The following is a 21,420-nucleotide window of genomic DNA, read 5'->3' on the forward strand; positions in this document are numbered from 1 at the left end:
AGCGAGTCGGTCAGACGAGCGTGAAAAATCGCGCTGAACGGCGATTCTGACTGCTTCCCGGATCACCCCGTCTCTCGTGACAGGTCACGCTGCAATGACGCCTGCCTGCTTAAGGTGCCTGCATCCGATGTGGACGATTGGTCGCAACACGCGTCAGGAGGCGCACCATGAAATTGAGAACGTTGACAGAATCGCACGTTGCGATGTCGGAGGCACCAGGCCGCCGCACGCGAGGGGATCTGCCGGCACTCGAGCGCAGATGGGGCGCGGTGCTCGCCGTCGATGTCGTCGGCTATTCGCGGCTGACGATCCTGGACGCGGAATTGGCCTATTTTCTATACAAATCTCATCGACGTGAGCTGCTCGATCCGAAGCTCGAGGAGTACGGAGTTCGATTCTTCAAATCGACCGGCGACGGAATCCTGGCCGAATTCGAGACCGCAATTGACGCGACCTACGGTGCCGTCGACATCCAGAAGGGGATGATCGAGCGCGGATAAGGGTCGTTGATGACCTCGCGCATCCCCCACGATCTGACGTCGTTGTTTCCAGAGACCCACAGAAGCAGGAAACTCGGCAGGATGATCGCGCAATTCCTCAACATTTAAATAACCTCAGCATCAAAGGAATGAGAGAACTTCGGTCGAAACAAAAGTCGCAGAATCATATTCGAAAATCGCAATGACCGATTCGACTTGCGATCGGCTCAGCCACTGCCTTGACCTACGCCCCAGATCAGGACTTGCCGTAAGCGCCCTGGTAACGGCCCTCGCGAATCGCCTTCATGGTCTCCTCCTCGCGCGCGACCTGGGCGCGCACGGCTTCCAGCAGCGCGGCGGCGCCGGCGGCGGGAAACGACACCACGCCATCCTCGTCGCCGACAACGACGTCGCCGGGCGAGATCACGCTGCCGCCAACCGTGACAGGCACGTTGATCTCACCGGGGCCGTTCTTGTAGGGGCCGCGATGGATCACCGCGCGGGCATAGCAGGGGAAGTCGTCGGCTGCGAAGGCCGCGACATCGCGGATGGCGCCGTCAATGACGTAGCCTTCGGCTTTGCGCCACTGCGCGATGTTCTTCATGATCTCGCCGATCAACGCCCGCGTCTCGTCGCCACCGCCGTCGACCACGATGACGTCGCCGGGACCGACCAGCTCCAGCGCACGGTGGATGGCGAGATTGTCGCCGGGGCGGGTGCGCACTGTGAAGGCCGTGCCCACCAGCTTGCCACCGCGATGATAAGGCTTCAGCCCCACCGCGCCCGGCAGCCGGGCGAGATTGTCCGAGATGACCGAGGTCGGCGCACCGCGAAAGCCCGCGATGATCTCGGCGGACGGCTTCGGAACGCTGTTCGCTGCAATGGTGATGGTCATGTGCAGACATCCTTCCTTTACTCGGCGTGCGCCCGCGCCTTCGCCGGCATGATCCGGAAGGCGCGTCCTTCCTTCATCCACGCCGCGCGCTCGTCGCGCAACAGTGTTCTGCGAACCTTTCCTGAATCATCGCGCGGCGGCGCGCTGACGATCTCGAAGCTCTCGGGGTGCTTGTAGCGGCTGAGCCGGTCCTTCAAGAAGTCCGCCATGCCGTCGGCGATCGCCTGACCGTCGGCATTGGGCTCCGGCTCGATGATGGCGTGCACGCGCTGGCCCAATTCCGAATCTGGCAAGCCGACCACCACGCAGGAGCGCACGCCGGGCGCTTCAGACACCGCGGCCTCCACCTCCGCCGGATAGATGTTGGCGCCGCCACGCAGCACCATGTCGGCGAGGCGGTCGCCGAGATAAAGATAGCCTTCCGCATCCAGCCGGCCGATGTCGCCGAGCGATTCCCAGCCGTCAGCGCGGCGCTTCGGCTCGGCGCCGAGATAGTGATAGGTGGCGTCCTTGCCGTCATTGTTGAGGAAGTAGATCTCGCCGGTCTCGCCCGGCGCGACATCGTTGCCGTCCTCGCCGATGATACGCAGTTTTGCCATCTCGCCGATCTTGCCGACCGAGCCCTTGTGCGTCAGCCATTCCGTGCCTGATATGATGCAGGAGCCCTGCCGCTCGGTGCCGCCATAAAGCTCCCATATCCGCTCGGGCCCGAGCCAGGAAATCCAGTTCTCCTTCAGCCAGGGCGGCATGGGTGCGGCCATGTGAAACACGGTCTGCAAGCTCGACAGGTCGTAGGCATTGCGCACATGCTCCGGCAGCGCCCAGATCCGGTGCATCATGGTCGGGACGAAATTGACCCATTGCACGCGCTCGCGTTCGATTTGACGCAGCGTCTCCTCGGCGTCGAACTTGGTAAGGCCCGTGAGCTTGCCGCCCACGAACAGCGCATAGTGCGACACGATGAACGGCGCATTGTGGTAGAGCGGACCGGGATTGAGCAGCGAGACGCCGATAGGAATGTTGAGCGGCGGCGCTGCAGCCGTGTCGGTGACTGCCGGTTGATGATCGAGGATCACCTTCGGCCGGCCTGTCGAGCCGCCTGAGGTCATCGCTTTCCAGCAGCGCGCCACCGGCGGGGTGAGCGGCTCGTCCGAAAAGCCTGCCGGCACGAAATCCGCAGGCAAACGGTTCGGTGCATTCCAGTCGGCTTCACCGCCAACCACCAGCGCCGGCTTCAGAATGTCGAGCACGGCGGCGGCTTCGCCGCGCGGCAGCCGCCATGACAACGAGGTCGGCGTCGCCCCGCACTTCCACACCGCGAAGGACGTCTCGAAGAACGCGTTGCCGTTGGGCAATCCGATCGCGACGAAGTCGCCGGGCTTGACGCCTTTCGCGGCGAACGCCCGCGCGCGCCGGTTGGCGCCGCGCTCGAGTTCGTCCCATGTTAGGGTATCCTCCCCGTGACGGACGGCGATCGTCCCTTGCGGCTTGCGCTCGGCGTACCAGCGCGGCACATCGGACAGGGGCAGCAGCATCGGGCGTTTCCACTTCTTTTTGGCGTCTTGTTGTTGGCGTCGCCTCATCATAAGGCGCCTTGCGGCATGGACTGTAACAGCGAGCCGTCAGGGCGCTGTAGCTTCGAGGCCACGTCAAGCAAAAAATGTCAGCATTCCAGCCATGAAATTCCCGAGTTCCATGGGTGACAACCCGGCGATAAAGGGGCAAAAATCCGGCTCGGCTCAGTTCGGGTTGAGTCGTGTAGGGAATGCTCTCGTAGAATGTCGATTGTGGTTGCATCGCGTCGTGCGGCGCCGCTTCTCGTTGCCGCAGCAGGATTTTTTCTGCTGATGTCGTCGCATGCCCAAGCGCAATGGTGGAAGCGCGCGCCGGTTGATTTCGAAGAATGCGCCGACGCCGCCGAGAAGGCCGCAACCAAGACCGAGAAGACGGCCCAGCTCGCCGACTGCAACGCCAAATTCGCCGGCCGACGCAAGCCGGGCGGCGGCTATTCCTATTACGACTTCCTCCAAGACCGCACCTTCGATATCGCCGGCCCCAATCCGACGCCGGAAGAGCAGAAGAAGATCGACGAAGCCTATACCGCCTATCTTGCCAAGCAGCGCCGCAGCAATGAGGCGGCCCAGGCCACCGCGCGTCAGCAGCGCGAGCAGCAGGACCAGCAGGTTCAACAACTCCAGCAGGTCGCGCTGCGCACCGACGTCGAGCGCGTGCCGGTCCCGGTCGAGCGGCCGAAGGTGCAGCAGGCCGTCGGCCAGCGAAAGGGCGCACCCTGCACCAAGGGCTCATTCTCCTGCGAATGGCCGCGCCTGTCGGAAGGCTTGAACGAGCTGAAGAAGCTGTTCAATCCGACGCCGAGCAAGCCGGCGAAGAAGGGGTAAGCTGGAGCCACAAACTCCGCTGTCGTCCTGGACAAGCGCAACTCCCAACAGCGCGTAGCGTGGTCGGGAGCGGGGCGCCGATCCGGGACCCCGGCGCAGCGTGTGGCGTCAATTTGTGTGCTTCTTCTTGGTCGGCTTGTGTTTGACCATCGGCGCAGTCGCAGGCACCGTTATGGTCGGTGAACTACCCAGTTGCGACCTGCTCTCCTGCAACCGCCTGTCATAGCCGGGTGAGGTCACGACCGTCGGTGGCCTCGCGTCAGCAAGCGTCGACGCGCCGCAGAGCGCGGCGAGCGCAAGCCCGGCCATCGAAAAACGCTTCATTGCGCACCTCCTCCCTCAGGCCGTCCCGCGGATCTGCTGCGGCGTCAGCCGCGGCGGGCCGTCACCTGCGACTTCCGCCTGCTTGATCAGCGCAACAATGCGGCGCATCAGCGGCACGTCGACATGGTTCTGCTCCGCGAGCGCGATCACCGCGCCCTGGAGATAGTCGATCTCGGTCTTGCGGCCCTGCTTCAGATCCTGCCACATCGAGGAGCGCGCCTCGGGATCGATCTTCATCGTACGTCCGAGAATCGCGTTGAAGATCGGGTCGGGCAGTCTCAGCAAGGTCGGCGTCCAGCTCATCGGGATCGGCGTTGCCGACACCGGCGTGATGCCAGCGGCCTTCAGGGCGGCCAGGCCTTCGGCCATCTGGTCGGCGAACAGCCTCCGCCAGCTGCGGTCGGCCAGTTGCGCGGCGAGCGGCATGCCGGACAATGCGCTGAGGGCGTTGTTCAGATTGATGATCAGCTTGCCCCATTGCACGCCGCTGATGTCACTGCTGGCGCGCATCGCAAGACCGGGCACCGACAGCGCCGCGGCGGTGTTCGCCTCGTCCTTTCCGATATGAATGTCGCCGGAGGTCGAACGGTGGAAACGCCCCTCGCCCATCGCGATCACGTTGAACGGCACCATGCCGGCGAGCACGCGCCGGCCGCCGAGACGCTCGCGCAGCAGCGCGACATTGCCGATGCCGTTCTGAAGCGAGACGACCACCGCGTCCTGCGGCGCATGCCGGGCGATCTGGCCGGCGACATCGGCGGTGTCGGCGCTCTTCACCGTCACCAATACGATGCCGGCACTATGGAAGATGGCCGGGTCTTCCGACAGCGCAAGCTGGCCCGCACCAAGCTTTTTCTCGGAGCCGTCGAAATCGGTCAGCCGCATGCCGAACCGCTCGATCTCGAACTTCACGCGCGGCCGCACCAGCAGCGCGACGCGGCGGTCGGATGCGGCCAGCATGCCGCCGACGAAACAGCCTATGGCGCCCGCGCCAGCCACCACGATGGGTCGATCCGTAACCACTCGAGCTTGCTCCCTTGACGACCCGCCTTCGATAACAGAGCCAACGCCGGCTGCCCATTGGTTGCGATGCATTCGCCTTGTAACCGTCATGAGAGCCCCATATGTTCTCGCCCCGGGGGCTGTCAGCGGCGAGCGCTCGCCGACCGAGACGCCAAAGGAGAGCACCATGGGTCTACTCGACGTCCTCAACGGCATGCAGAACGGCCCGCACGGATCGCGCACGGGCGAGCAACCATCCTCCGGCGGCATGTCGCCGATGACCATGGCGCTGCTCGGCCTGCTCGCCTGGAAGGCTTTCAAGCACATGACCGCAGGCCAGCCCGGCGCCGCGTCCGCCCCGCAGCAGCGCTCACCGCTGCCGCCGCCAACCCCGGTGAATACCGGCAGCAGCGCGCTTCCCGGCGGCAGCGGCGGTCTCAGCGACCTGCTCAAGGGCGGCCTCGGCGGCCTGCTCGCAGGCGGCGCCGCCGGCACCGTGCTCAGCGGCGGCCTCGGCGATCTCCTCAATCAGCTCCAGCAAAGCGGCCACGGCGAGGCCGCGAATTCCTGGGTCGGCAAGGGCGAGAACAAGCCAATCGCGCCCGGCGATCTCGCGAGCGCGCTCGGCGCCGACCAGATCGAGAGCCTGTCTGCCCAGAGCGGCCTGTCGCGGGAAGAGCTGCTCTCCGGGCTCAGCCAGTACCTGCCGCAGGTGGTCGACCATCTGACGCCGGACGGGCGGCTGCCGACGGAGAGCGAGCTATCGGGCAGAATCTAATCAAATCTGGTCTGCGAATTCAGGAAGGGGAGCACTGTCATGAGTTTCGGCGGCCTGTTGTGGATCATCATCGTCGGCTTCGTCGCCGGCCTCATCGCGCGCTGGCTGGCGCCAGGCCCGAACAACCCGAGCGGCTTCATCCTCACCACCATCCTCGGCATCGCCGGTGCGTTTCTCGCCACCTTCGTCGGCCAGGCCATCGGCCACTACAGTCCCGACCAGGGCGCCGGCTTCATCATGGCCACCGTCGGCGCGGTGGTGGTGCTGTTCATCTGGCACCGGCTGGTCGCGAGCGGCGTGATCAAGGGGTAGCACGCTAAGGCGCCAATAGTAGAGAGAGAGAGAGGCAAACTGCCTCCTCGCCGTCATGCCCGGGGCTCGACCCGGGCATCCACGTCTTTCGGTCGGCGCGGCGACACGTGGATGGCCGGGTCAACCCCGGCCCTGACGTGGAGAGAGCGGGATAGCCATCACGTAATCAAATGCATCCCCGCATCCATGCGTACGACCTCGCCGGTCATGTTGCTGGAGGCCGGCATCGCCAAGAAGCAGACGAGCTGCGCGATGTCTTCAGCGCTTGAGGCAACCTTCAGCGGAACCTTCGCGATCACGCTGTCGCGCACCTGCTTGGCGCCAGCCTCGCCGCGGCCCTTGGTAAACCAGGGCGTGTCGATATAGCCGGGGCAGACCGTGTTGACGCGGATCAGCGGCGCCAGCGCGCGCGACAACGACAGCGTCATGGTGTTGAGCGCGCCCTTGCTCGCGGCATAGGCGATCGACGAACCGACGCCGCTGATGCCGGCGACAGAGGACACGTTCACCACCGCCGACGGCCGTCCCGACGCCTTCGACCCGGCCTCGAGCAGGCTGCGCGCTGCGCGCACCATCTGGAACGGACCGATGGTATTGACACCGTAGAGGCGCTGGAAATCTTCGGCCGACAAGCCGTCGAGATCGGCGTGAGCGACATGCTTGGTGGTGCCGGCATTGTTGACGAGGATGTCGAGCCGACCCCAGCCGCTGGCCGCCGCGGCGATCTTGCGGCAATCCTCGTCCTTCGAGACGTCGCCCTGCGCGACCAGCACCTCCGCCGCACCGGCCTTGCGGCACACATCCGCGGTGGCCTCGGCTTCCTTCTGGCTCGACGAATAGTTGATGACGAGCCGCGCACCGCTGCGTGCGAGAATTTCCGCGGTCGCGGCGCCAAGTCCGGATGCGGACCCCGTCACGATTGCGCACAAACTGTCCTTGGCCATCCGGATTTCCTTCCCCTGTATCTGATGCAAGCCTTGGCCCTGTTTAGCGAGTTTGCCGCGGCCTGCAAATCGAGCAAACTCCGCTAAGCGGAATTAACTTGTCGCCCATGCCCGCGCCGCAGGTTGACCTGCGATCAACGCTTGTCAGGGCCATGGCTTTTTCCGATCATCGGGCGCAAGAAGACACTGTGCGCCGGCCCATCAAGCCGGAGGCGCCAATGGCAAAACACGGGGAACGCTGTGGCGGAGAGTGACAATATCGTCGTCGAGACCGCGGAGAAGATCTTCGCCGATCTCGCCGATCCGCAAACCATTAACAACGACAAGACGAACTCGTGGCAGGCGCCGCTGTGGCAGGCGCTGAGCGAAGCCGGCCTGCCACTGTCCTGGGTCCCCGACGATCTCGGCGGCTCCGGCGCGAGCCTTGCCGACGGTTTTGCCTTGCTGAACGCCGCCGGCCGTTTCGCAGTCGCGGTTCCGCTGGCCGAAACCATGCTGGCAGGCTGGCTGCTAGCGCAGGCCAAGATCACTTCGCCCGGCGGCGAGATGACGGTGCTGCCGGCAAGCCCAAAGGATCGCATCGCGATCGATGCCGACGGCGCACTCTCCGGCCGCTGCCGTGGCGTGCCGTTCGCCAAGGCGGCGAAGCATTTTGCGGTGCTGGCGCATGGCAAGGACGGCGTTTCCATCGCGCTGATCGATGCGAGCAAGGCGCGGATCGAATCCGGTCTCAATGTCGGCTACGACCACAGCGATACCGTGACGCTCGATAAGGTTCAGCCGGTCACCATAAAGCCCGCGCCTGATGGCGTTGACCAGACCAATCTGATGCTGATGGGCGGCGTCGCGCGCAGCCTGCAGATTGCAGGCGCGCTGGAATCGATGCTCGACATCTCCGTGCGCTATTCCAACGAACGCGTCGCCTTTGAGAAGAAGATTTCGAAATTCCAGGCGGTGCAGCACAATCTCGCCCGCCTCGCCGGCGAATCCGCCGCGGCGCTCGCGGCGGCAACCTCCGCGGCCGACGCGATCGCGAATGCAAAGGCCTTTAACGACGAGGTCTATCTCGAAGCCGCCTCGGCAAAGATACGCTGCGCCGAAGCCGCAGAGAAAGGCGGCGGCATCGCGCATCAGGTCCATGGCGCGATCGGTTTCACCATGGAGCACATCCTGCACCGCTATTCGCTGCGCGCGCTGGCCTGGCGCGACGATTTCGGCTCGGAGAGCTACTGGGCCGTCGAGCTCGGCAAGCTGGTTGCCGTCAGGGGCGCCGACGAATTGTGGCCGCTCGTGGCGTCGCGCTGATCGGAGAGAGAACACATGACCGCTGCCCTTCGTTTCGATCCGATCCGCCTGCCCGAGAAGTGCGAGCGACTGCGCAAGGAAGTGCGCGCCTTCCTTGCCGAAGAGATCGCCGCCGGCACCTTCGATCCGCACAAGCCCAATCGCGAAGACACCGACGCGCCGGAATTCTCCCGCCGGGTCGGCGCCAAAGGCTGGCTGGGGATGACTTGGCCGAAGAAATATGGCGGCCAGGAGCGCTCTTTCCTCGAGCGTTACGTGGTAACCGAGGAGATGCGCGTCGCCAACGCGCCGACGCGGCGCTTCTTCGTCGCCGACCGCCAGAGCGGGCCGGTGCTGCTGAAATACGCGCCCGAGCACATCAAGATGGAGATCCTGCCGCGCATCTGTCGCGGCGAGATCTGCTTCGCCATTGGCATGAGCGAGCCGAACTCCGGCTCGGACCTGTTCGCGGCGAAGACGCGCGCGACCAAGACCGACGGCGGCTATCTCATCAACGGCACAAAAATCTGGACCTCGTCGGCCCATATCGCCGACTACATGATCGCGATCTTCCGGACCTCGCCGCCGACCAAGGAAAACCGCCGCCACGGCCTGACGCAGTTCCTGGTCAAGATGAAGCAGCCGGGCATCAAGGTGAACCCGATCGGCCAGATCACCGGCCAATACGAATTCAACGAGGTCGTCTTCACCGATCACTTCATCCCCGACGACCATGTCCTCGGCGAGGTCGACGGCGCCTGGAAGCAGGCCACGAGCGAGCTCGCCTATGAGCGCTCGGGGCCGGAGCGTTTTCTCGAAACCTATTACGTGCTGACCGAGCTGGTCCGCGCGGTCGGCCCCAATCCGGACACGCGCAGCGCCGAGGGCATCGGCCGTCTCGTTGCGCAGCTCCACACCATGCGGCGCATGTCGGTCTCGGTGGCCGGCATGCTGGAGGCCGGCAAGGAGCCGGTGGTCGAGGCCTCCATCGTCAAGGACATCGGCACGGTGTGGGAGCAGCAGCTTCCGCACCGGGTGCGCGACCTCGCCGCCTTCGTCGAGGAGACCGCGACCAATCGCGAGACGCTGGAGCGGCAGCTCGACTTCGCGATCAAGACCGCGCCGAAACTCACCATCCAGGGCGGCACCACGGAGGTGCTCCGCGGCATCATCGCCCGCGGCCTTGGACTCCGCTAGATGGGATCGAAACTCCGGCGCCGCATTTCGTTCAGCGCTCCCATGGGGAGAGGTGATTCTTCGCTACTGAGATACTGGAGATGAAAATGAGCAGGTATACTGATATCGGCGTCGAGAAGGTCGGGCACGTCGGCACCATCGAGATCCGCCGTCCTCCGCTCAACTTCTTCGACATCTCGCTGATCAACCAGATCGCCGATGCGCTCGACGAGTTCGACCGCGACATCGAGATCCGCGCCTCCGTGCTCTCCGCGCAAGGCAAGGCGTTCTGCGCCGGCGCCAATTTTGGCGATCCTGCGCGACAGGCGCAGGAAGCGCGCGAGGCCGAGCCGAAAGCCAAGGGCGATCCGGCCGACAATCTCGGGCCGATCAGCCATCTCTACATCCAGGCAGTGCGCATCTTCCGCGCCAAGAAGCCGATCGTCGCCGCCGTGCAGGGTGCGGCCATCGGCGGCGGCCTCGGCCTCGCGGTGTCGGCGGACTTTCGCGTCACCTGCCCCGAAGCCCGCTTCTCCGCGAACTTCACCAAGCTCGGCTTCCATCCCGGCTTCGGCCTAACGGTGACGCTGCCGGAGCTGATCGGCAAGAACAACGCCGAGCTGATGTTCTACACCAGCCGCCGGGTCACCGGTGAGGAAGCCTATAAATGGGGCCTCGCCAACGAGCTGGTGCCGCGGGACCAGGTCAAGGCGGCCGCGATGAAGCTCGCGGGCGAGATCGCCGAATGCTCCCCGCTCGGCCTGCTCTCCACCCGCGCGACGATGCGCAATGGACTTGCCGACCGCGTGATGGCCGCGACCAACCACGAACTCGCCGAGCAGACGCGGCTGCGCGCGACGGAAGATTTCAAGGAGGGTGTCAAGGCCACGGAAGAGCGGCGCGTGGCGAACTTCAAGGGGCGGTAACTCGCCCCTTCATGCCAACTCTGGCCTGGTCCCCTATCCACGCAAAAACGCCTGGCAACTGCGTTGCCAGGCGTCTTTTCTTGTTCAGGACAACGGTCGGGCCGCGCCTGGCCTTACGACTCGATCTTCACGTATTCGAAATCGCCCGGCTTGTTGTCGATGCCGACCTTCGGCGGTGAGATCCAGGAGGCGAACTTGCCGGTCTCGGTGACGGGCTGCATCAAGGAGGTGATGAAGTCGCCATCGGCCGTCGACGGCAACCACTCGTCCCTGCGCCTGGCCCAGGTCGCCTCGTCGATCAAAATGCCGTCGGGCGTGGCATGGATGTCCTTGAACTCGCCGATATGGCGATGGAAGGCGACGTTGGGCAGCGTCAGCTTGTAATCGTAGCCCGCGGTCGAGATCACCTTGTTCCAGCGCAGCATGCCCTTGACGCAGTCCTGGCTGTAGTCGTCGCGCAGGCGCATGTTGAGCGCGGTCAGCGCCGGCTCGTCGACCAGCTTGATCTCGCCATTGATGAACTTGAGCACCGGATAGGTGGCGTTCTTGAGCTGGTGGTCATCGTCGATCTGGGTCTCGTGATAGCGGCCCTTGATGCCGGCATTGAAGGCGTTGGCCGCGTTGGTCGAGACTTCCGAGCCGAAGAGATCAAGAGACAGCGTGTAGTGCAGGTTCAGCTTCTTCTGGATGGTCGGCAGGTCGATCACGCCGAGCGCGCGGACCTTGGCAATGTCGGTGGGATCGGTGATGCCCGCTTCGCGCATGGCATCGCAGGTGCGCTGCACGACACGGGTGATGCCGGTCTCGCCGACGAACATGTGGTGCGCTTCTTCCGTGAGCATGAAGCGGCAGGTGCGCGACAGCGGATCGAAGCCGGATTGCGCGAGGCTGTGCAACTGCATCTTGCCGTCGCGGTCGGTGAAATAGGTGAACATGAAGAAGGACAGCCAGTCCGGCGTCGCCTCGTTGAAGGCGCCGAGCATGCGCGGCGCATCGGCATCGCCGGAGCGACGGCGCAAGAGATCGTCGGCTTCCTCGCGGCCGTCGCGGCCGAAATACTTTTGCAGCAGATAGACCATCGCCCAGAGATGGCGGCCTTCCTCGACATTGACCTGGAACAAATTGCGCATGTCGTAGAGCGAGGGCGCGGTCTTGCCGAGATGGCGCTGCTGCTCGACGGAGGCGGGCTCGGTGTCGCCCTGGATCACGATCAGGCGGCGCAGCATGGCGCGATGCTCGCCCGGGACTTCCTGCCAGGCCGGCTCGCCATAGTGCTCGCCGAACGGCACGACCCGATTTTCCTCCTGGGGAGCAAGGAGGATGCCCCAGCGATATTCGGGCATGCGGACATAGTCGAACTTGGCCCAGCCGCGGGGATCGACCGAATACGCCGTGCGCAGGTACACCAGCGACTCCTGGAAGCCTTCCGGCCCCATGTCGCTCCACCAGTCCATGTAGCCGGGGTGCCAGCCCTCCAGCGCTTTGAGCACCTGGCGGTCTTCAGCGAGATTGACGTTGTTGGGGATCTTGGTCGAGTAGTCGACGTTCATGATGTTCATGTTCATGGCCGTGCTCCTTGATCGGTCTCGTGTCCCGGACGCAGTGCGGCGCGAAGTGCTGCACTGCTGAGGCGGGACTATGTCTGGTTCGTCTGGATCCCGGTTCTGCGTCGCACCGCTTCGCGCTGCGCCGCGCTCGGGACACGAAAGTCATCAAACCCGGGTCATATCGAACTTCGGCTTCTGCCCGCTGCCGTAGCGGCGCAGCGCGCCTTCCTCGCCGACCGCGTTGGGACGCTGGAAGATCCAGTTCTGCCAGGCGGTGAGGCGCGCGAAGATCTTTGATTCCATCGTCTCGGGGCCGACGAAGCGCAGGTTCGCCTCCATACCGGTGAGGCTGTCGGGCGAGAAGCTGGCGCGCTCCTCCAGGAAGAGGCGGACCTCGTCGTCCCAGTCGATGTCGTCGAGCGCGAAGGTGACGAGGCCGAGCTCTTCCGCCTGCTCGGCGTCGAGCTCGGTGCCGAGCGTGGCTTCCGCGCGTTCGACATCGGACGGATCGGCCTGAAAGCGTGACTCCAGCCGCGTGAGACCATGGCTCATCGGATAGGGGCCGAAATTCATCGCAGACAGCTCGATCGATGGCGGCGGACGGTTGTCGCCCTGGCGCGTGCCGATCAGCATGTAGGAGCGGTCGGCGGCGAAGACGAGCTCGGCGAGCGTGCCGGCAAAGCAGGAGCCGGGCTCGACCAGCGTCACCAGCGTGCGCGAAGTGACGTCGATGCGCTTCAGCACCCGCTTCCAGTAATGCCTGATCTCGTTGACCAGCCAGTGCGCCTTGTTGGCTTCAAGGAAGGCATCGCTCGCGAGCACACGGGCGCGATCGCCATGGCTCTTGAACACGAGCATGGCGATCTCGAGCTCGTTGATGCGCAAATGCAGGATGGCATCGTCGAGCTCGCGCGCCACTTGCAGCGGCCAGAACGCCGCGCCCTGCGCCATCATGCCGTCGATGTCCGCGGGCGGCGCAACTTCCGGCGCCTTGATCGAGATGGTGGCGATGCGCGCGGCGCGGTCGATGTCCACGCTGACGAAGCCGTAGCGGATGCTGGTCTCGTCGATGACGCGCTTGAGCTGCTTCAGCGCGATGCCCTTGCCGCTGCCGGCGCGCTTCGACTTGCCGGCGAATTCCTTGGCGCGCTCGGCGATCTTGGCTTCCAGCTTCGAGTTCGGCGCGATCTCGTCGACCAGGCGCCACTGCACGGCGCGCTTGCCCTTCACGCCCTCCTCGATGGTGCAGAAGAAGTCGGCGTGGTCGCGGCGCACCTTGCGCTTGTCGACGACGCGGGTGAGGCCGCCGGTGCCAGGCAGCACCGCGAGCAGTGGCACTTCCGGCAGCGCCACGGCAGAGGCGCCGTCATCGGCGAGGATGATGTGGTCGGTCGCAAGCGCGAGCTCATAGCCGCCGCCGGCGGCGGAGCCGTTCACCACGGTGATGAAGTGCTGGCCGGAATTCTCGGAAGAATCTTCCATGCCGTTGCGGGTCTCGTTGGTGAATTTGCAGAAGTTCACCTTGTGGGCATGGGTCGAGCCCGCGAGCATGCGGATGTTGGCGCCGGCGCAGAACACGCGGTTCTTGGCCGAGCGCATCACCACCACCTTCACCTCGGGATATTCGAAGCGCAGGCGCTGAATCGCATCGGCAAGCTCGATATCGACGCCGAGATCATAGGAATTGAGCTTGAGCTGATAGCCCTCGAACAGGCCGCCATTCTCGTCGACGTCCATGGTCAGCGTCGCGACGTCGCCATCGACCGCGAGTTTCCAGTGCTTGTAGCGGGACGGATCGGTCTGGAAATCGATGAATGTCGCGCCGCCTGCGAGGCGCCGATCTTCCCCGGCCATGGGTCACCCTTGAGCTCGTCTTGGTTACCGTTAGATGCACAATAATGCATCTTATGAGAGGCGTCCAGCCCAAATCTGGGCTTCACATGCACTTTGCTTCATCTGAGGGACAGGAGGACCGCAGATGGGACCACCCTCCCGGTCACGCAGCCTGGAGCCCTCGATCATCCCGCAACGCGGCCTTTGCAAACTGCTCGATGGCGTCAAGCGTTGGCACCAGCGCTTCGCGGTGAGGAGAATGCCCGGCGCCTGGAATGATCGTCACATCGACCGGGCAGTAACACTCCTGCTGCGCGATCTGGACCTGACGCAGCGTCCCATATTGGTCGTCAGCGCCTTGCACAACCAGGATGGGAACGCGGATGTAGGCCAGATGGTCCGAGATGTCCCAATCGCGGAATGTCGGATCGAGCCAGGCGCCGTTCCAGCCATAGAAGGCATTGTCGACGTCGTTGTGCCAGCGCGCGAGCTTTGTCTTCAGGTCGGTGGTCTCGAAGGTGGTCTTGATCGCGGCGATCGACTTGACCGAGATGTCCTCGACGACGAAATGCGGCGCGATCAGCACGAGGCCGTTCAGGCGATGATCCTGATGCGCGCCGGCATAGATCGTCGCGATCGAAGCGCCGTCGGAATGGCCGAGCAACAGTCCGCGCTTGAAGCCGATCGCATCGAGCAGCTTCGGCAGCACGTCCAGCGCCTCGCGCTGCATGTAGTCGAGCGGCCGTGGCAGGGTCACCGGGCTCGACTGGCCGTAGCCCGCGCGTGAATAGACGAAGATGCCGGCGCTGGTGACTTGCTGTAGCTTCTCGGGGAAATCCCCCCAGAGGCCGACGGAGCCGAGACCTTCATGCAGCATCACGATGATTGGAGCGTCGGCGGATGAGGGCGCGAGCCATTTGTATTCGAGGCTGGCCGTGCCGATGCTGAGGAAGCCGGTGGGGGTGAGATTGGTCATGCTGTCGTTCCCGCTCATTCCGTCATTCCGGACAGCTCGCAACGCGAGCTGATCCGGAATCTCGAGATTGTCTTGGAGGCTCGAGATTCCGGGTTCGATGCTTCGCATCGCCCCGGAATGACGAGCGATTAACTCGCCCCTTCCCGCAATTTGAACCGCTGGATCTTCCCCGTCGCCGTCTTCGGCAAGGAGTCCACCACGTCGATCCAGCGCGGATATTTCCACGGGCCGATCTTCTGCTTGACGTGCTCTTTCAGCATCTCCTGCAAGTCCGCCGTCGTCGCGCCCGGGCGCAGCACGACGAAGGCCTTCGGCTTCAACAGGCCTTCCGGATCGGCTTCGGGCACGACGGCGGCTTCCAGCACGGCGGGATGCGTGATCAGCGCGCTCTCGACCTCGAAGGGCGAGACCCAGATGCCGGAGACCTTGAACATATCGTCGGCGCGGCCGCAGAAGGTGTAGCGGCCATCGGCGTCGCGGACATATTTGTCGCCGGTGCGGGTCCACGGGCCCTCAAAGGTGCGGCGGCTCTTGTGGCGTTGGTTCCAGTAACCCTCGCCCGCCGAGGGCGCATCGACCAGGAGCTCGCCCACCTCGCCGTCGGCGACGTCCTGCCCGGCCTCGTTGACGAGCCGAACCGCGTAACCGGGCACCGGCTTGCCGGAGGAGCCGTATTTGATGTCGCCGGGCGCATTCGACAGGAAGATATGCAGCAGCTCGGTCGAGCCGACGCCGTCCAAAATGTCGACGCCGAAGCGCGATTTCCAGCTGTTGCCCACGGATTCCGGCAGCGCCTCGCCGGCCGAGGTGCAAATGCGCAGCGCCTTCCCGCCGCGCTCTGCCTTCATCGTCTCGTCGTTGAGCATCGCGGCGAACAGCGTCGGCACGCCGTAGAAGATCGAGGGGTTATAGCGGTTCATCAGGTCGAACATCCGCGCCGGCGTCGGCCGCTCGCTGTTCAGAATCACGGTCGCGCCGACCGACATCGGGAAGGTGAGCGCATTGCCGAGGCCATAGGCGAAGAACAGTTTTGCCGCGGAGAGGCAGACGTCGTTCTCGCGGATGCCGAGCACCTGCTTCGCATAGGTGTCGGCGGTCGCCTGTAAATTCGAATGCAGATGGCGCACCCCTTTGGGCATGCCGGTCGAGCCCGACGAATAGAGCCAGAACGCCGGCTCGTCCGAATGCGTCGCTGCGGTCGTGAACTGGTCGCTCTCACCGGCCATCTCTTCCGCGAGCTGCTTGTGGCCATTTTGCTTGGCACCGGAGACGACGACATGCTCGAGATCCGGCATGCGGCCCACCACGTCCTTGATGACGGGGTAGAGCGCTTCTGACACGAACAGCACGCGGGCGCGGCAGTCGGCGAGGATGTACGCGTATTGGTCCGCGGTCAGCAGTGTGTTGAGCGGCACCGGCACGATGCCGGCGCGGATCGCCCCCAGGAACACGATCGGGAAGTCGACCGTATCGAGCATGATCATCGCCACGCGCTCCTCGCGGCGGACGCCGAGCCGGCGCAGCATGTTGGCGGCGCGCCGGGTCTGTTGCTGAAGCTCGCCATAGGTCAGCCGCGAGACGGTGTCGTCGAAGACGAGCTTGTTGGCTCGGCCCTCCTCGACGTTGCGGTCGAGCAGCCAGGTCACCGCGTTATAGGATCCCTCGCTCACGGTCGTCTCCCCAATTTAGAATTATAATTCATAGAAAGACATTGTGACAGCTTGCTGTCAATGCCAGCAGGCATTATGTTTCATTAAAATGCGCCGCAGGACACCTGTAAAGAAGTCATCCGCTGAAGAAGGTTCATGACCGACAGTCCCGACGCCGAATCCCGCTTTCTCGAACAGCTCGGCCAGCGCGTGCGCACCATGCGCGCGCTGCGCGGCATGTCGCGCAAAGTGCTCGCCAAAGTATCGGGAATTTCAGAGCGCTACATCGCGCAGCTCGAGGGCGGCAAGGGCAATGTCTCCATCGTGCTCTTGCGCCGCGTCGCCGACGCGATGGGCGCGCATCTTGAAGACCTGCTTCCCTCTGCCGATCCAACGCCGGACTGGCAGATGTTTCGCGATCTCTTGCGCAAAGCCACGCCGGCTCAGATCGTGCAGGCAAAAGACCTGCTCACTGGGGGCAGCGCAACCGCGCCGCGCCGCGCGCCGTTCTGTGGCATCGCGCTGATCGGCCTGCGCGGCGCCGGCAAATCGACGCTCGGGCGAATGCTGGCGAAGAAGATCGGCTGGAGCTTCGTCGAGCTCAACAAGGAGGTCGAGCAGCAGAACGGCCTTTCGGTCGCCGAGATCATCGCGCTGTACGGACAGGAAGGCTTTCGCCGCATGGAGCAGGCGGCGCTGCAGCAGCTGCTCGGGCGCAACGAGCTGATGGTGCTGGCGACCGGCGGCGGCATCGTCTCGGAGCCCCTGACCTTCGATCAGATCCTGACCTCGTTCTACACGATCTGGCTGAAGGCCGAGCCGGAGGAGCACATGGCCCGCGTCCGCCGCCAGGGCGATCTTCGCCCGATGGCGGATGATCGCTCCGCAATGGCAGAGCTGCGCAATATTTTGCTGAGCCGCGAGCCACTCTATGCGCGCGCGACGGCGGTGGTGGATACGGCGGGGCTGAGTGTCGATGCCGCGGCTGCAAGGCTGATCGATGCAGTGCGCCCGGTGCTGCAAAACGAGGCCCGCAGCTTCGGGCTGCGCAGCGTGGCGCTGTAGGGCCGATCTCTTGCGGCACATTCCGCTGTCGTTCCTGCGTTCGCAGGGACGACAGCGGAGTTTGCGCGCGACCTCCGATAACCCTATATCCGAGCGCAGCGGTAATCTTCAGGACTTCACGATGACCTCCAGCGACGTCGCTATCTCCATGTTCGAGCGGATTGGCGGCAGGGCCACGATCGACGCCCTCGTCGACCGCTTCTACGACCGCATGGACACGCTGCCCGAGGCAAAGATCGTCCGCGCGATGCACGCGGACGACCTCGGCCTGATCAGGGACGTGCTGAAGCGCTATCTCACCGAATGGACGGGAGGTCCAAAGCTCTATTCGCCCGAGAAAGGCCATCCGCGGCTGCGTCAGCGGCATATCGGCTTTGCCATCGGCGACGCCGAGCGCGATGCGTGGATGCTCTGCATGCGCGGTGCGATGGAGGAAACGGTGACCGATACCGTCGCGCGAAAAGACCTCGACCGCGCGATATCGGGCCTCGCCGACTGGATGCGCAACCGGCAGTGACAGCATCTCTCCGGCGTGGCCGCGGAACGGTGCGTTCGATCGACTAAAGCGCGATGAGATTGGGATGAATCGTCATCGCGCTTTAGGTTGTTGTTTGTGCATGATCTTTTCGGAAAACCGCTTCGCACTTTTCCGGATCATGCCTTAGATCGACCAGTAGTTCGGATGCTGGTACGACCGCGAGCGGTCGCCCCAGTCGAATTCATCGCCATCGACTTCGCAGGGGCCACTGCGCAATTGCTCGGACGTCAGATCGACCTGAAAGGCCTGACGTCCCGGATCATATTTCAGTGCGCTCCATTGCACGGGATAGTGATGGTGCGTACCGAGCAGCCTGCCGGTCTTGATCACGGCGTAGGCGACCGTTCCGCTTACCTTGTCGAGCATCAATCGCTCGATCGTGCCGAGCTTCGTGCCGTCGCAGCCGTAGACGGCGACGTGCTCGACGCGATCGCTGGGAACCATGGTATGGTGCATGGCGTCCTCCCTGGGTTCTTGCGTTGCGTGCACTATAGCGCGATCCAGCGAGTCCGCGTAGCCACTTGGCGCCTGCGAACGCTGTCGAAATCGCCTCCAAGCGGCCCCACCGCTAGCGCCTACTTGACCGCCGCGAATTTCCGAACACGCCTCGGTACCAATATTTTCTGGGATCCTTGAACCAAGCGCGATTTGCTGCGGTTTCGAACTTGGCAAGCTGCCGCATGTCGGCGCGATAGCGATACAAGAGCGCAGCAAACTGCCGCAGGTCGTCCTGGCCGGGACGGCGCTTGAGGCGAACAACGAGCCCGTCACCGCTTTCGGCGGCCACGCTCGCAACGCAGCGAATGCTGGACAACCAGTTGAAGAACAGGCGCTCGTCGGCCCGGTGATAGAAAATGACACCCCTATCGACTTGGGTGAGCTTGAGCAGTTCGCCGGAGGCGCGCGCCATGTGCTCGATCCTATAGAAGTTGCGCCCGCACGGCCTCCGCACCCTCGCGCAGCAGCGGCAGGAACCGATCGATCAACTCCTGCGCCGGCACGCGGTCGACGTGGGTCCCCATATTGATGGCGGCGACGATCACGCCGTCGTAGCGACGCACGGGAACCGAGATCGAGCGGAAATGCGGCTCCGCCTCGCGATCGACCAGCGAATAGCCCTGCGAACGGTCGGCGGCGATGCGCGCCAGCAGCGTCTTGGGATCGGTCACCGTCTGCGGCGTCAATGCTTCGCGCTTCATCGCCTTCATGCGCACGGCGAGATCAGCATCGTCGAGCTGACCGAGCATGGCACGCCCGACTGAGGTGCAGAAGGCTGGCAGGCGGTAGCCGATTTCGAGCCCGCCGGAGAACATGCGCGCCGGGCTGCTGCGCGCGATGAACACGACCTCGTCACCGTCGAGCACCGCGAGCGAGGAGATTTCGTTGGCCGCAATCGCAACGCGATCGAGCACGGGCTGAAGCACAGAAACGAGCTGGTTGGATCGCAGGTACGACGCCGCGAGCGTCAACACATGCGGCGTCAGCGAAAACAGTTTTCCATCGCCGGAGACGTAGCCGCCGCGCTGAAGCGTGAACAGCATGCGCCGCGCAGTGGCACGCGGCAGATCCGCGGCGCGGGCGAGATCGCTCAGCGTCATCGGACCCGTCGTCGTGCCAAAGCACTGGAGCAGGCGCAGGCCGCGATCGAGGGCTTCGACGAAATCCGTCGCGCGCTCGTCGGTCTCGCTCCGCTTCAGCTTGGGCATGGCGCCGGGACAATCCTGCAAAATAATGCTTGCTGCTGATCCTAGGCATGTCATAATTCGCCCATTCGTTCAATAGGCGAACAAAACGCCCCTCCAGAAAAAGGACGCGACCGCCATGATGAGCCAGGAGCAGAACGACCTGATCACCCGCACCGGGCCGAAGGATCCATGCGGCAGACTGATGCGGAGTTACTGGCAGCCGGCGGCGCTGGTCGATGAGCTCGAGGGCGCGCGCCCGATCCGTCCCGTGCGACTGCTCGGCGAGAATCTCGTGCTGTTTCGCGACGAGACCGGGCGCTACGGCCTGATCGACCGCCACTGCGCCCATCGCGGCGCCGACCTCGCCTTCGGCCGGCTGGAGCATGGCGGCCTGCGCTGCGCCTTCCATGGCTGGCTATTCGATGCCACGGGCCAGTGCATCGAGACGCCGGCCGAGCCGAAGGACTCAAAGCTGTGCCAGAACATCCGCCAGCGTGCTTATCCCGTGGTCGAGAAGAGCGGCATCCTCTGGGCCTATCTCGGCGAAGGCGCACCGCCGGCATTCCCGGAGATCGACTGCTTCGTCGCGCCTGATACTCACACGTTCGCGTTCAAGGGCCACATGGCCTGCAACTGGCTGCAGGCGCTCGAAGTCGGCATCGATCCCGCGCACGCCTCCTACCTGCATCGCTTCTTCGAGGACGAGGACACCTCCACCGCTTACGGCAAGCAGTTCCGCGGCGCCTCCGCCGGCAGCGATCTGCCGATGACGAAGATTCTGCGCGAATACGATCGGCCGATCATCAATGTCGAGCACACCGAATACGGCCTGCGCCTGATCGCGCTGCGCGAGATCGACGAGGAGCGCACCCATGTGCGCGTCACCAACCAGCTCTTCCCGCACGGCTTCGTCATTCCCATGAGCACGGAGATGACGATCACGCAGTGGCACGTGCCGGTCGACGACGAGAACTGCTACTGGTACGCGATCTTCACCAGCTATTCGAACCCGGTCGACAAGCAGAAGATGCGCGACCAGCGGCTCGAGCTCTATGAGCTGCCCGACTACAAGTCGCGCAAGAACAAGGCCAACGACTACGGCTTCGATCCGCACGAGCAACAGACCGCGACCTATACCGGCATGGGCACCGACATCAACGTCCACGACCAGTGGGCGGTGGAATCGATGGGCGCGATCCAGGACCGCACCAAGGAGCATCTCGGCCAATCCGACAAGGCGATCGTGCAGTATCGCCGCCTGTTGCGGCAGGAGATCGAGAAGGTCACGGGCGGCGAGAAGCCGATGTTGTTTCTGGACGAGGCCAATGCGCGCAGCATCCAGGGCCCGGCCACCATGGACGGCATCGGCCCGACGCGCGGCTGGGAGACCTACTGGATGGAAGTCGACGTCAAGCGCCGCCGCGGCGCGCCCTGGACCGCGCCGGTGCCGAAGGACATCGCGGACAACGTGCACCGGCTGACGGCGGCAGAGTGACGATGCCGATCACCGCCGGCGGGCCGCGGCGGCGGCTCCACATTCTCCGCTGTCATGCCCCGCGAAGGCGGGGCATCCAGTACGCCGCGGCCTGTCGTGGATACGTTGCCGTC

At 64.3% G+C, this 21,420-nt stretch carries 22 protein-coding genes; 10 read left to right on the forward strand and 12 right to left on the reverse strand.

Features of this window, described 5'->3' with window-relative positions; translation table 11 throughout:
- The first annotated feature begins 167 nt into the window (after positions 1–167).
- Positions 168–500 (forward strand): hypothetical protein, encoded by a 333-nt coding sequence (locus ACVWY3_RS28230; protein WP_456841386.1) that lies wholly within the window; start codon positions 168–170, stop codon positions 498–500.
- Between the two features lie 235 nt (positions 501–735).
- Here ACVWY3_RS28230 and ACVWY3_RS28235 read toward each other — a convergent pair whose 3' ends face one another.
- Together ACVWY3_RS28235 and ACVWY3_RS28240 are read right to left on the reverse strand one after the other, a co-directional pair.
- A complete protein-coding gene (locus tag ACVWY3_RS28235; protein ID WP_456841387.1) occupies positions 736–1,374 on the reverse strand; it encodes an RraA family protein in 639 nt (212 codons plus the stop codon).
- Positions 1,375–1,391: 17 nt separating this feature from the next.
- Complete coding sequence (locus tag ACVWY3_RS28240; protein ID WP_456841388.1) at positions 1,392–2,909, reverse strand: AMP-binding protein; 1,518 nt, start codon at positions 2,907–2,909, stop codon at positions 1,392–1,394.
- A 243-nt stretch (positions 2,910–3,152) separates the two neighbouring features.
- Here ACVWY3_RS28240 and ACVWY3_RS28245 point away from each other — a divergent pair, with 243 nt between their 5' ends.
- Entirely contained in the window at positions 3,153–3,773 is a 621-nt protein-coding gene (locus tag ACVWY3_RS28245; RefSeq protein ID WP_456841389.1) for a hypothetical protein, read from the forward strand.
- Positions 3,774–3,881: 108 nt separating this feature from the next.
- Here ACVWY3_RS28245 and ACVWY3_RS28250 read toward each other — a convergent pair whose 3' ends face one another.
- On the reverse strand, positions 3,882–4,097 hold the full coding sequence (locus ACVWY3_RS28250; RefSeq protein WP_456841390.1) for a hypothetical protein: 216 nt from the start codon (positions 4,095–4,097) through the stop codon (positions 3,882–3,884).
- A 15-nt stretch (positions 4,098–4,112) separates the two neighbouring features.
- A complete protein-coding gene (locus ACVWY3_RS28255) occupies positions 4,113–5,120 on the reverse strand; it encodes a 2-dehydropantoate 2-reductase (protein ID WP_456841391.1) in 1,008 nt (335 codons plus the stop codon).
- Between the two features lie 166 nt (positions 5,121–5,286).
- On the opposite strand from ACVWY3_RS28255, the gene ACVWY3_RS28260 reads away from it, so the two are divergent.
- Together ACVWY3_RS28260 and ACVWY3_RS28265 are read left to right on the forward strand one after the other, a co-directional pair.
- Positions 5,287–5,877: a YidB family protein gene (locus ACVWY3_RS28260; RefSeq protein ID WP_456841392.1), complete on the forward strand. Its 591-nt coding sequence runs from the start codon at positions 5,287–5,289 to the stop codon at positions 5,875–5,877.
- 39 nt (positions 5,878–5,916) lie between these two features.
- Complete coding sequence (locus ACVWY3_RS28265) at positions 5,917–6,189, forward strand: GlsB/YeaQ/YmgE family stress response membrane protein (protein WP_220011679.1); 273 nt, start codon at positions 5,917–5,919, stop codon at positions 6,187–6,189.
- A 158-nt stretch (positions 6,190–6,347) separates the two neighbouring features.
- Here ACVWY3_RS28265 and ACVWY3_RS28270 read toward each other — a convergent pair whose 3' ends face one another.
- Entirely contained in the window at positions 6,348–7,133 is a 786-nt protein-coding gene (locus tag ACVWY3_RS28270) for an SDR family NAD(P)-dependent oxidoreductase (protein ID WP_456841393.1), read from the reverse strand.
- A 240-nt stretch (positions 7,134–7,373) separates the two neighbouring features.
- Between ACVWY3_RS28270 and ACVWY3_RS28275 the strand changes: the two genes are divergently transcribed.
- The 3 genes from ACVWY3_RS28275 (at position 7,374) to ACVWY3_RS28285 (ending at position 10,519) form a co-directional block, all read left to right on the forward strand.
- Positions 7,374–8,438 (forward strand): acyl-CoA dehydrogenase family protein, encoded by a 1,065-nt coding sequence (locus tag ACVWY3_RS28275; RefSeq protein WP_456841394.1) that lies wholly within the window; start codon positions 7,374–7,376, stop codon positions 8,436–8,438.
- Positions 8,439–8,453: 15 nt separating this feature from the next.
- On the forward strand, positions 8,454–9,614 hold the full coding sequence (locus ACVWY3_RS28280; protein ID WP_456841395.1) for an acyl-CoA dehydrogenase family protein: 1,161 nt from the start codon (positions 8,454–8,456) through the stop codon (positions 9,612–9,614).
- 86 nt (positions 9,615–9,700) lie between these two features.
- Positions 9,701–10,519 carry an enoyl-CoA hydratase/isomerase family protein gene (locus ACVWY3_RS28285; RefSeq protein WP_456841396.1) on the forward strand — a complete coding sequence of 273 codons (819 nt, stop codon included), beginning with the start codon at positions 9,701–9,703 and terminating at the stop codon, positions 10,517–10,519.
- 113 nt (positions 10,520–10,632) lie between these two features.
- Here ACVWY3_RS28285 and boxB read toward each other — a convergent pair whose 3' ends face one another.
- The 4 genes from boxB to ACVWY3_RS28305 all read right to left on the reverse strand — a co-directional run bounded on the left by boxB (position 10,633) and on the right by ACVWY3_RS28305 (position 16,545).
- Positions 10,633–12,084: a benzoyl-CoA 2,3-epoxidase subunit BoxB gene (boxB, locus tag ACVWY3_RS28290; RefSeq protein WP_456841397.1), complete on the reverse strand. Its 1,452-nt coding sequence runs from the start codon at positions 12,082–12,084 to the stop codon at positions 10,633–10,635.
- A 147-nt stretch (positions 12,085–12,231) separates the two neighbouring features.
- On the reverse strand, positions 12,232–13,920 hold the full coding sequence (gene boxC, locus ACVWY3_RS28295) for a 2,3-epoxybenzoyl-CoA dihydrolase (RefSeq protein WP_456841398.1): 1,689 nt from the start codon (positions 13,918–13,920) through the stop codon (positions 12,232–12,234).
- 142 nt (positions 13,921–14,062) lie between these two features.
- Positions 14,063–14,875 (reverse strand): alpha/beta fold hydrolase, encoded by an 813-nt coding sequence (locus ACVWY3_RS28300; protein WP_456841399.1) that lies wholly within the window; start codon positions 14,873–14,875, stop codon positions 14,063–14,065.
- Between the two features lie 128 nt (positions 14,876–15,003).
- The gene (locus tag ACVWY3_RS28305) at positions 15,004–16,545 is read right to left on the reverse strand and encodes a benzoate-CoA ligase family protein (RefSeq protein WP_456841400.1); all 1,542 of its coding nucleotides are present in this window, start codon (positions 16,543–16,545) and stop codon (positions 15,004–15,006) included.
- Positions 16,546–16,680: 135 nt separating this feature from the next.
- Between ACVWY3_RS28305 and ACVWY3_RS28310 the strand changes: the two genes are divergently transcribed.
- Entirely contained in the window at positions 16,681–17,589 is a 909-nt protein-coding gene (locus ACVWY3_RS28310; RefSeq protein ID WP_456841401.1) for a helix-turn-helix transcriptional regulator, read from the forward strand.
- A gap of 121 nt (positions 17,590–17,710) precedes the next feature.
- On the forward strand, positions 17,711–18,106 hold the full coding sequence (locus ACVWY3_RS28315) for a group II truncated hemoglobin (protein WP_456841402.1): 396 nt from the start codon (positions 17,711–17,713) through the stop codon (positions 18,104–18,106).
- A 144-nt stretch (positions 18,107–18,250) separates the two neighbouring features.
- On the opposite strand, the gene ACVWY3_RS28320 is transcribed toward ACVWY3_RS28315, so the two are convergent.
- From ACVWY3_RS28320 to ACVWY3_RS28330, 3 genes are all read right to left on the reverse strand, one after another.
- Positions 18,251–18,583, reverse strand: coding sequence for a PRC-barrel domain-containing protein (locus ACVWY3_RS28320; protein ID WP_456841403.1), 333 nt, complete (start codon positions 18,581–18,583; stop codon positions 18,251–18,253).
- A 112-nt stretch (positions 18,584–18,695) separates the two neighbouring features.
- The gene (locus ACVWY3_RS28325; RefSeq protein WP_456841404.1) at positions 18,696–19,037 is read right to left on the reverse strand and encodes a hypothetical protein; all 342 of its coding nucleotides are present in this window, start codon (positions 19,035–19,037) and stop codon (positions 18,696–18,698) included.
- Positions 19,038–19,047: 10 nt separating this feature from the next.
- Positions 19,048–19,833 carry an IclR family transcriptional regulator domain-containing protein gene (locus tag ACVWY3_RS28330; RefSeq protein ID WP_456841405.1) on the reverse strand — a complete coding sequence of 262 codons (786 nt, stop codon included), beginning with the start codon at positions 19,831–19,833 and terminating at the stop codon, positions 19,048–19,050.
- Positions 19,834–19,948: 115 nt separating this feature from the next.
- On the opposite strand from ACVWY3_RS28330, the gene ACVWY3_RS28335 reads away from it, so the two are divergent.
- Complete coding sequence (locus ACVWY3_RS28335) at positions 19,949–21,307, forward strand: aromatic ring-hydroxylating dioxygenase subunit alpha (protein WP_456841406.1); 1,359 nt, start codon at positions 19,949–19,951, stop codon at positions 21,305–21,307.
- Positions 21,308–21,420: the final 113 nt, after the last annotated feature.

It is taken from the genome of Bradyrhizobium sp. USDA 4486, from assembly GCF_054057995.1.

Bases quoted from the DNA above. Each gene is read 5' to 3' on its own strand.
- ACVWY3_RS28325 (WP_456841404.1), bottom strand. From the start codon at position 19,037: ATGGCGCGCGCCTCCGGCGAACTGCTCAAGCTCACCCAAGTCGATAGG.
- boxB (WP_456841397.1), bottom strand. From the start codon at position 12,084: ATGAACATGAACATCATGAACGTCGACTACTCGACCAAGATCCCCAAC.
- ACVWY3_RS28265 (WP_220011679.1), top strand. From the start codon at position 5,917: ATGAGTTTCGGCGGCCTGTTGTGGATCATCATCGTCGGCTTCGTCGCC.
- ACVWY3_RS28285 (WP_456841396.1), top strand. From the start codon at position 9,701: ATGAGCAGGTATACTGATATCGGCGTCGAGAAGGTCGGGCACGTCGGC.
- ACVWY3_RS28250 (WP_456841390.1), bottom strand. From the start codon at position 4,097: ATGAAGCGTTTTTCGATGGCCGGGCTTGCGCTCGCCGCGCTCTGCGGC.
- ACVWY3_RS28320 (WP_456841403.1), bottom strand. From the start codon at position 18,583: ATGCACCATACCATGGTTCCCAGCGATCGCGTCGAGCACGTCGCCGTC.
- ACVWY3_RS28280 (WP_456841395.1), top strand. From the start codon at position 8,454: ATGACCGCTGCCCTTCGTTTCGATCCGATCCGCCTGCCCGAGAAGTGC.
- ACVWY3_RS28310 (WP_456841401.1), top strand. From the start codon at position 16,681: ATGACCGACAGTCCCGACGCCGAATCCCGCTTTCTCGAACAGCTCGGC.
- ACVWY3_RS28270 (WP_456841393.1), bottom strand. From the start codon at position 7,133: ATGGCCAAGGACAGTTTGTGCGCAATCGTGACGGGGTCCGCATCCGGA.
- ACVWY3_RS28235 (WP_456841387.1), bottom strand. From the start codon at position 1,374: ATGACCATCACCATTGCAGCGAACAGCGTTCCGAAGCCGTCCGCCGAG.
- ACVWY3_RS28335 (WP_456841406.1), top strand. From the start codon at position 19,949: ATGATGAGCCAGGAGCAGAACGACCTGATCACCCGCACCGGGCCGAAG.
- ACVWY3_RS28260 (WP_456841392.1), top strand. From the start codon at position 5,287: ATGGGTCTACTCGACGTCCTCAACGGCATGCAGAACGGCCCGCACGGA.
- ACVWY3_RS28230 (WP_456841386.1), top strand. From the start codon at position 168: ATGAAATTGAGAACGTTGACAGAATCGCACGTTGCGATGTCGGAGGCA.
- ACVWY3_RS28300 (WP_456841399.1), bottom strand. From the start codon at position 14,875: ATGACCAATCTCACCCCCACCGGCTTCCTCAGCATCGGCACGGCCAGC.
- ACVWY3_RS28240 (WP_456841388.1), bottom strand. From the start codon at position 2,909: ATGCTGCTGCCCCTGTCCGATGTGCCGCGCTGGTACGCCGAGCGCAAG.
- ACVWY3_RS28330 (WP_456841405.1), bottom strand. From the start codon at position 19,833: ATGCCCAAGCTGAAGCGGAGCGAGACCGACGAGCGCGCGACGGATTTC.
- ACVWY3_RS28245 (WP_456841389.1), top strand. From the start codon at position 3,153: ATGTCGATTGTGGTTGCATCGCGTCGTGCGGCGCCGCTTCTCGTTGCC.
- ACVWY3_RS28315 (WP_456841402.1), top strand. From the start codon at position 17,711: ATGACCTCCAGCGACGTCGCTATCTCCATGTTCGAGCGGATTGGCGGC.
- boxC (WP_456841398.1), bottom strand. From the start codon at position 13,920: ATGGCCGGGGAAGATCGGCGCCTCGCAGGCGGCGCGACATTCATCGAT.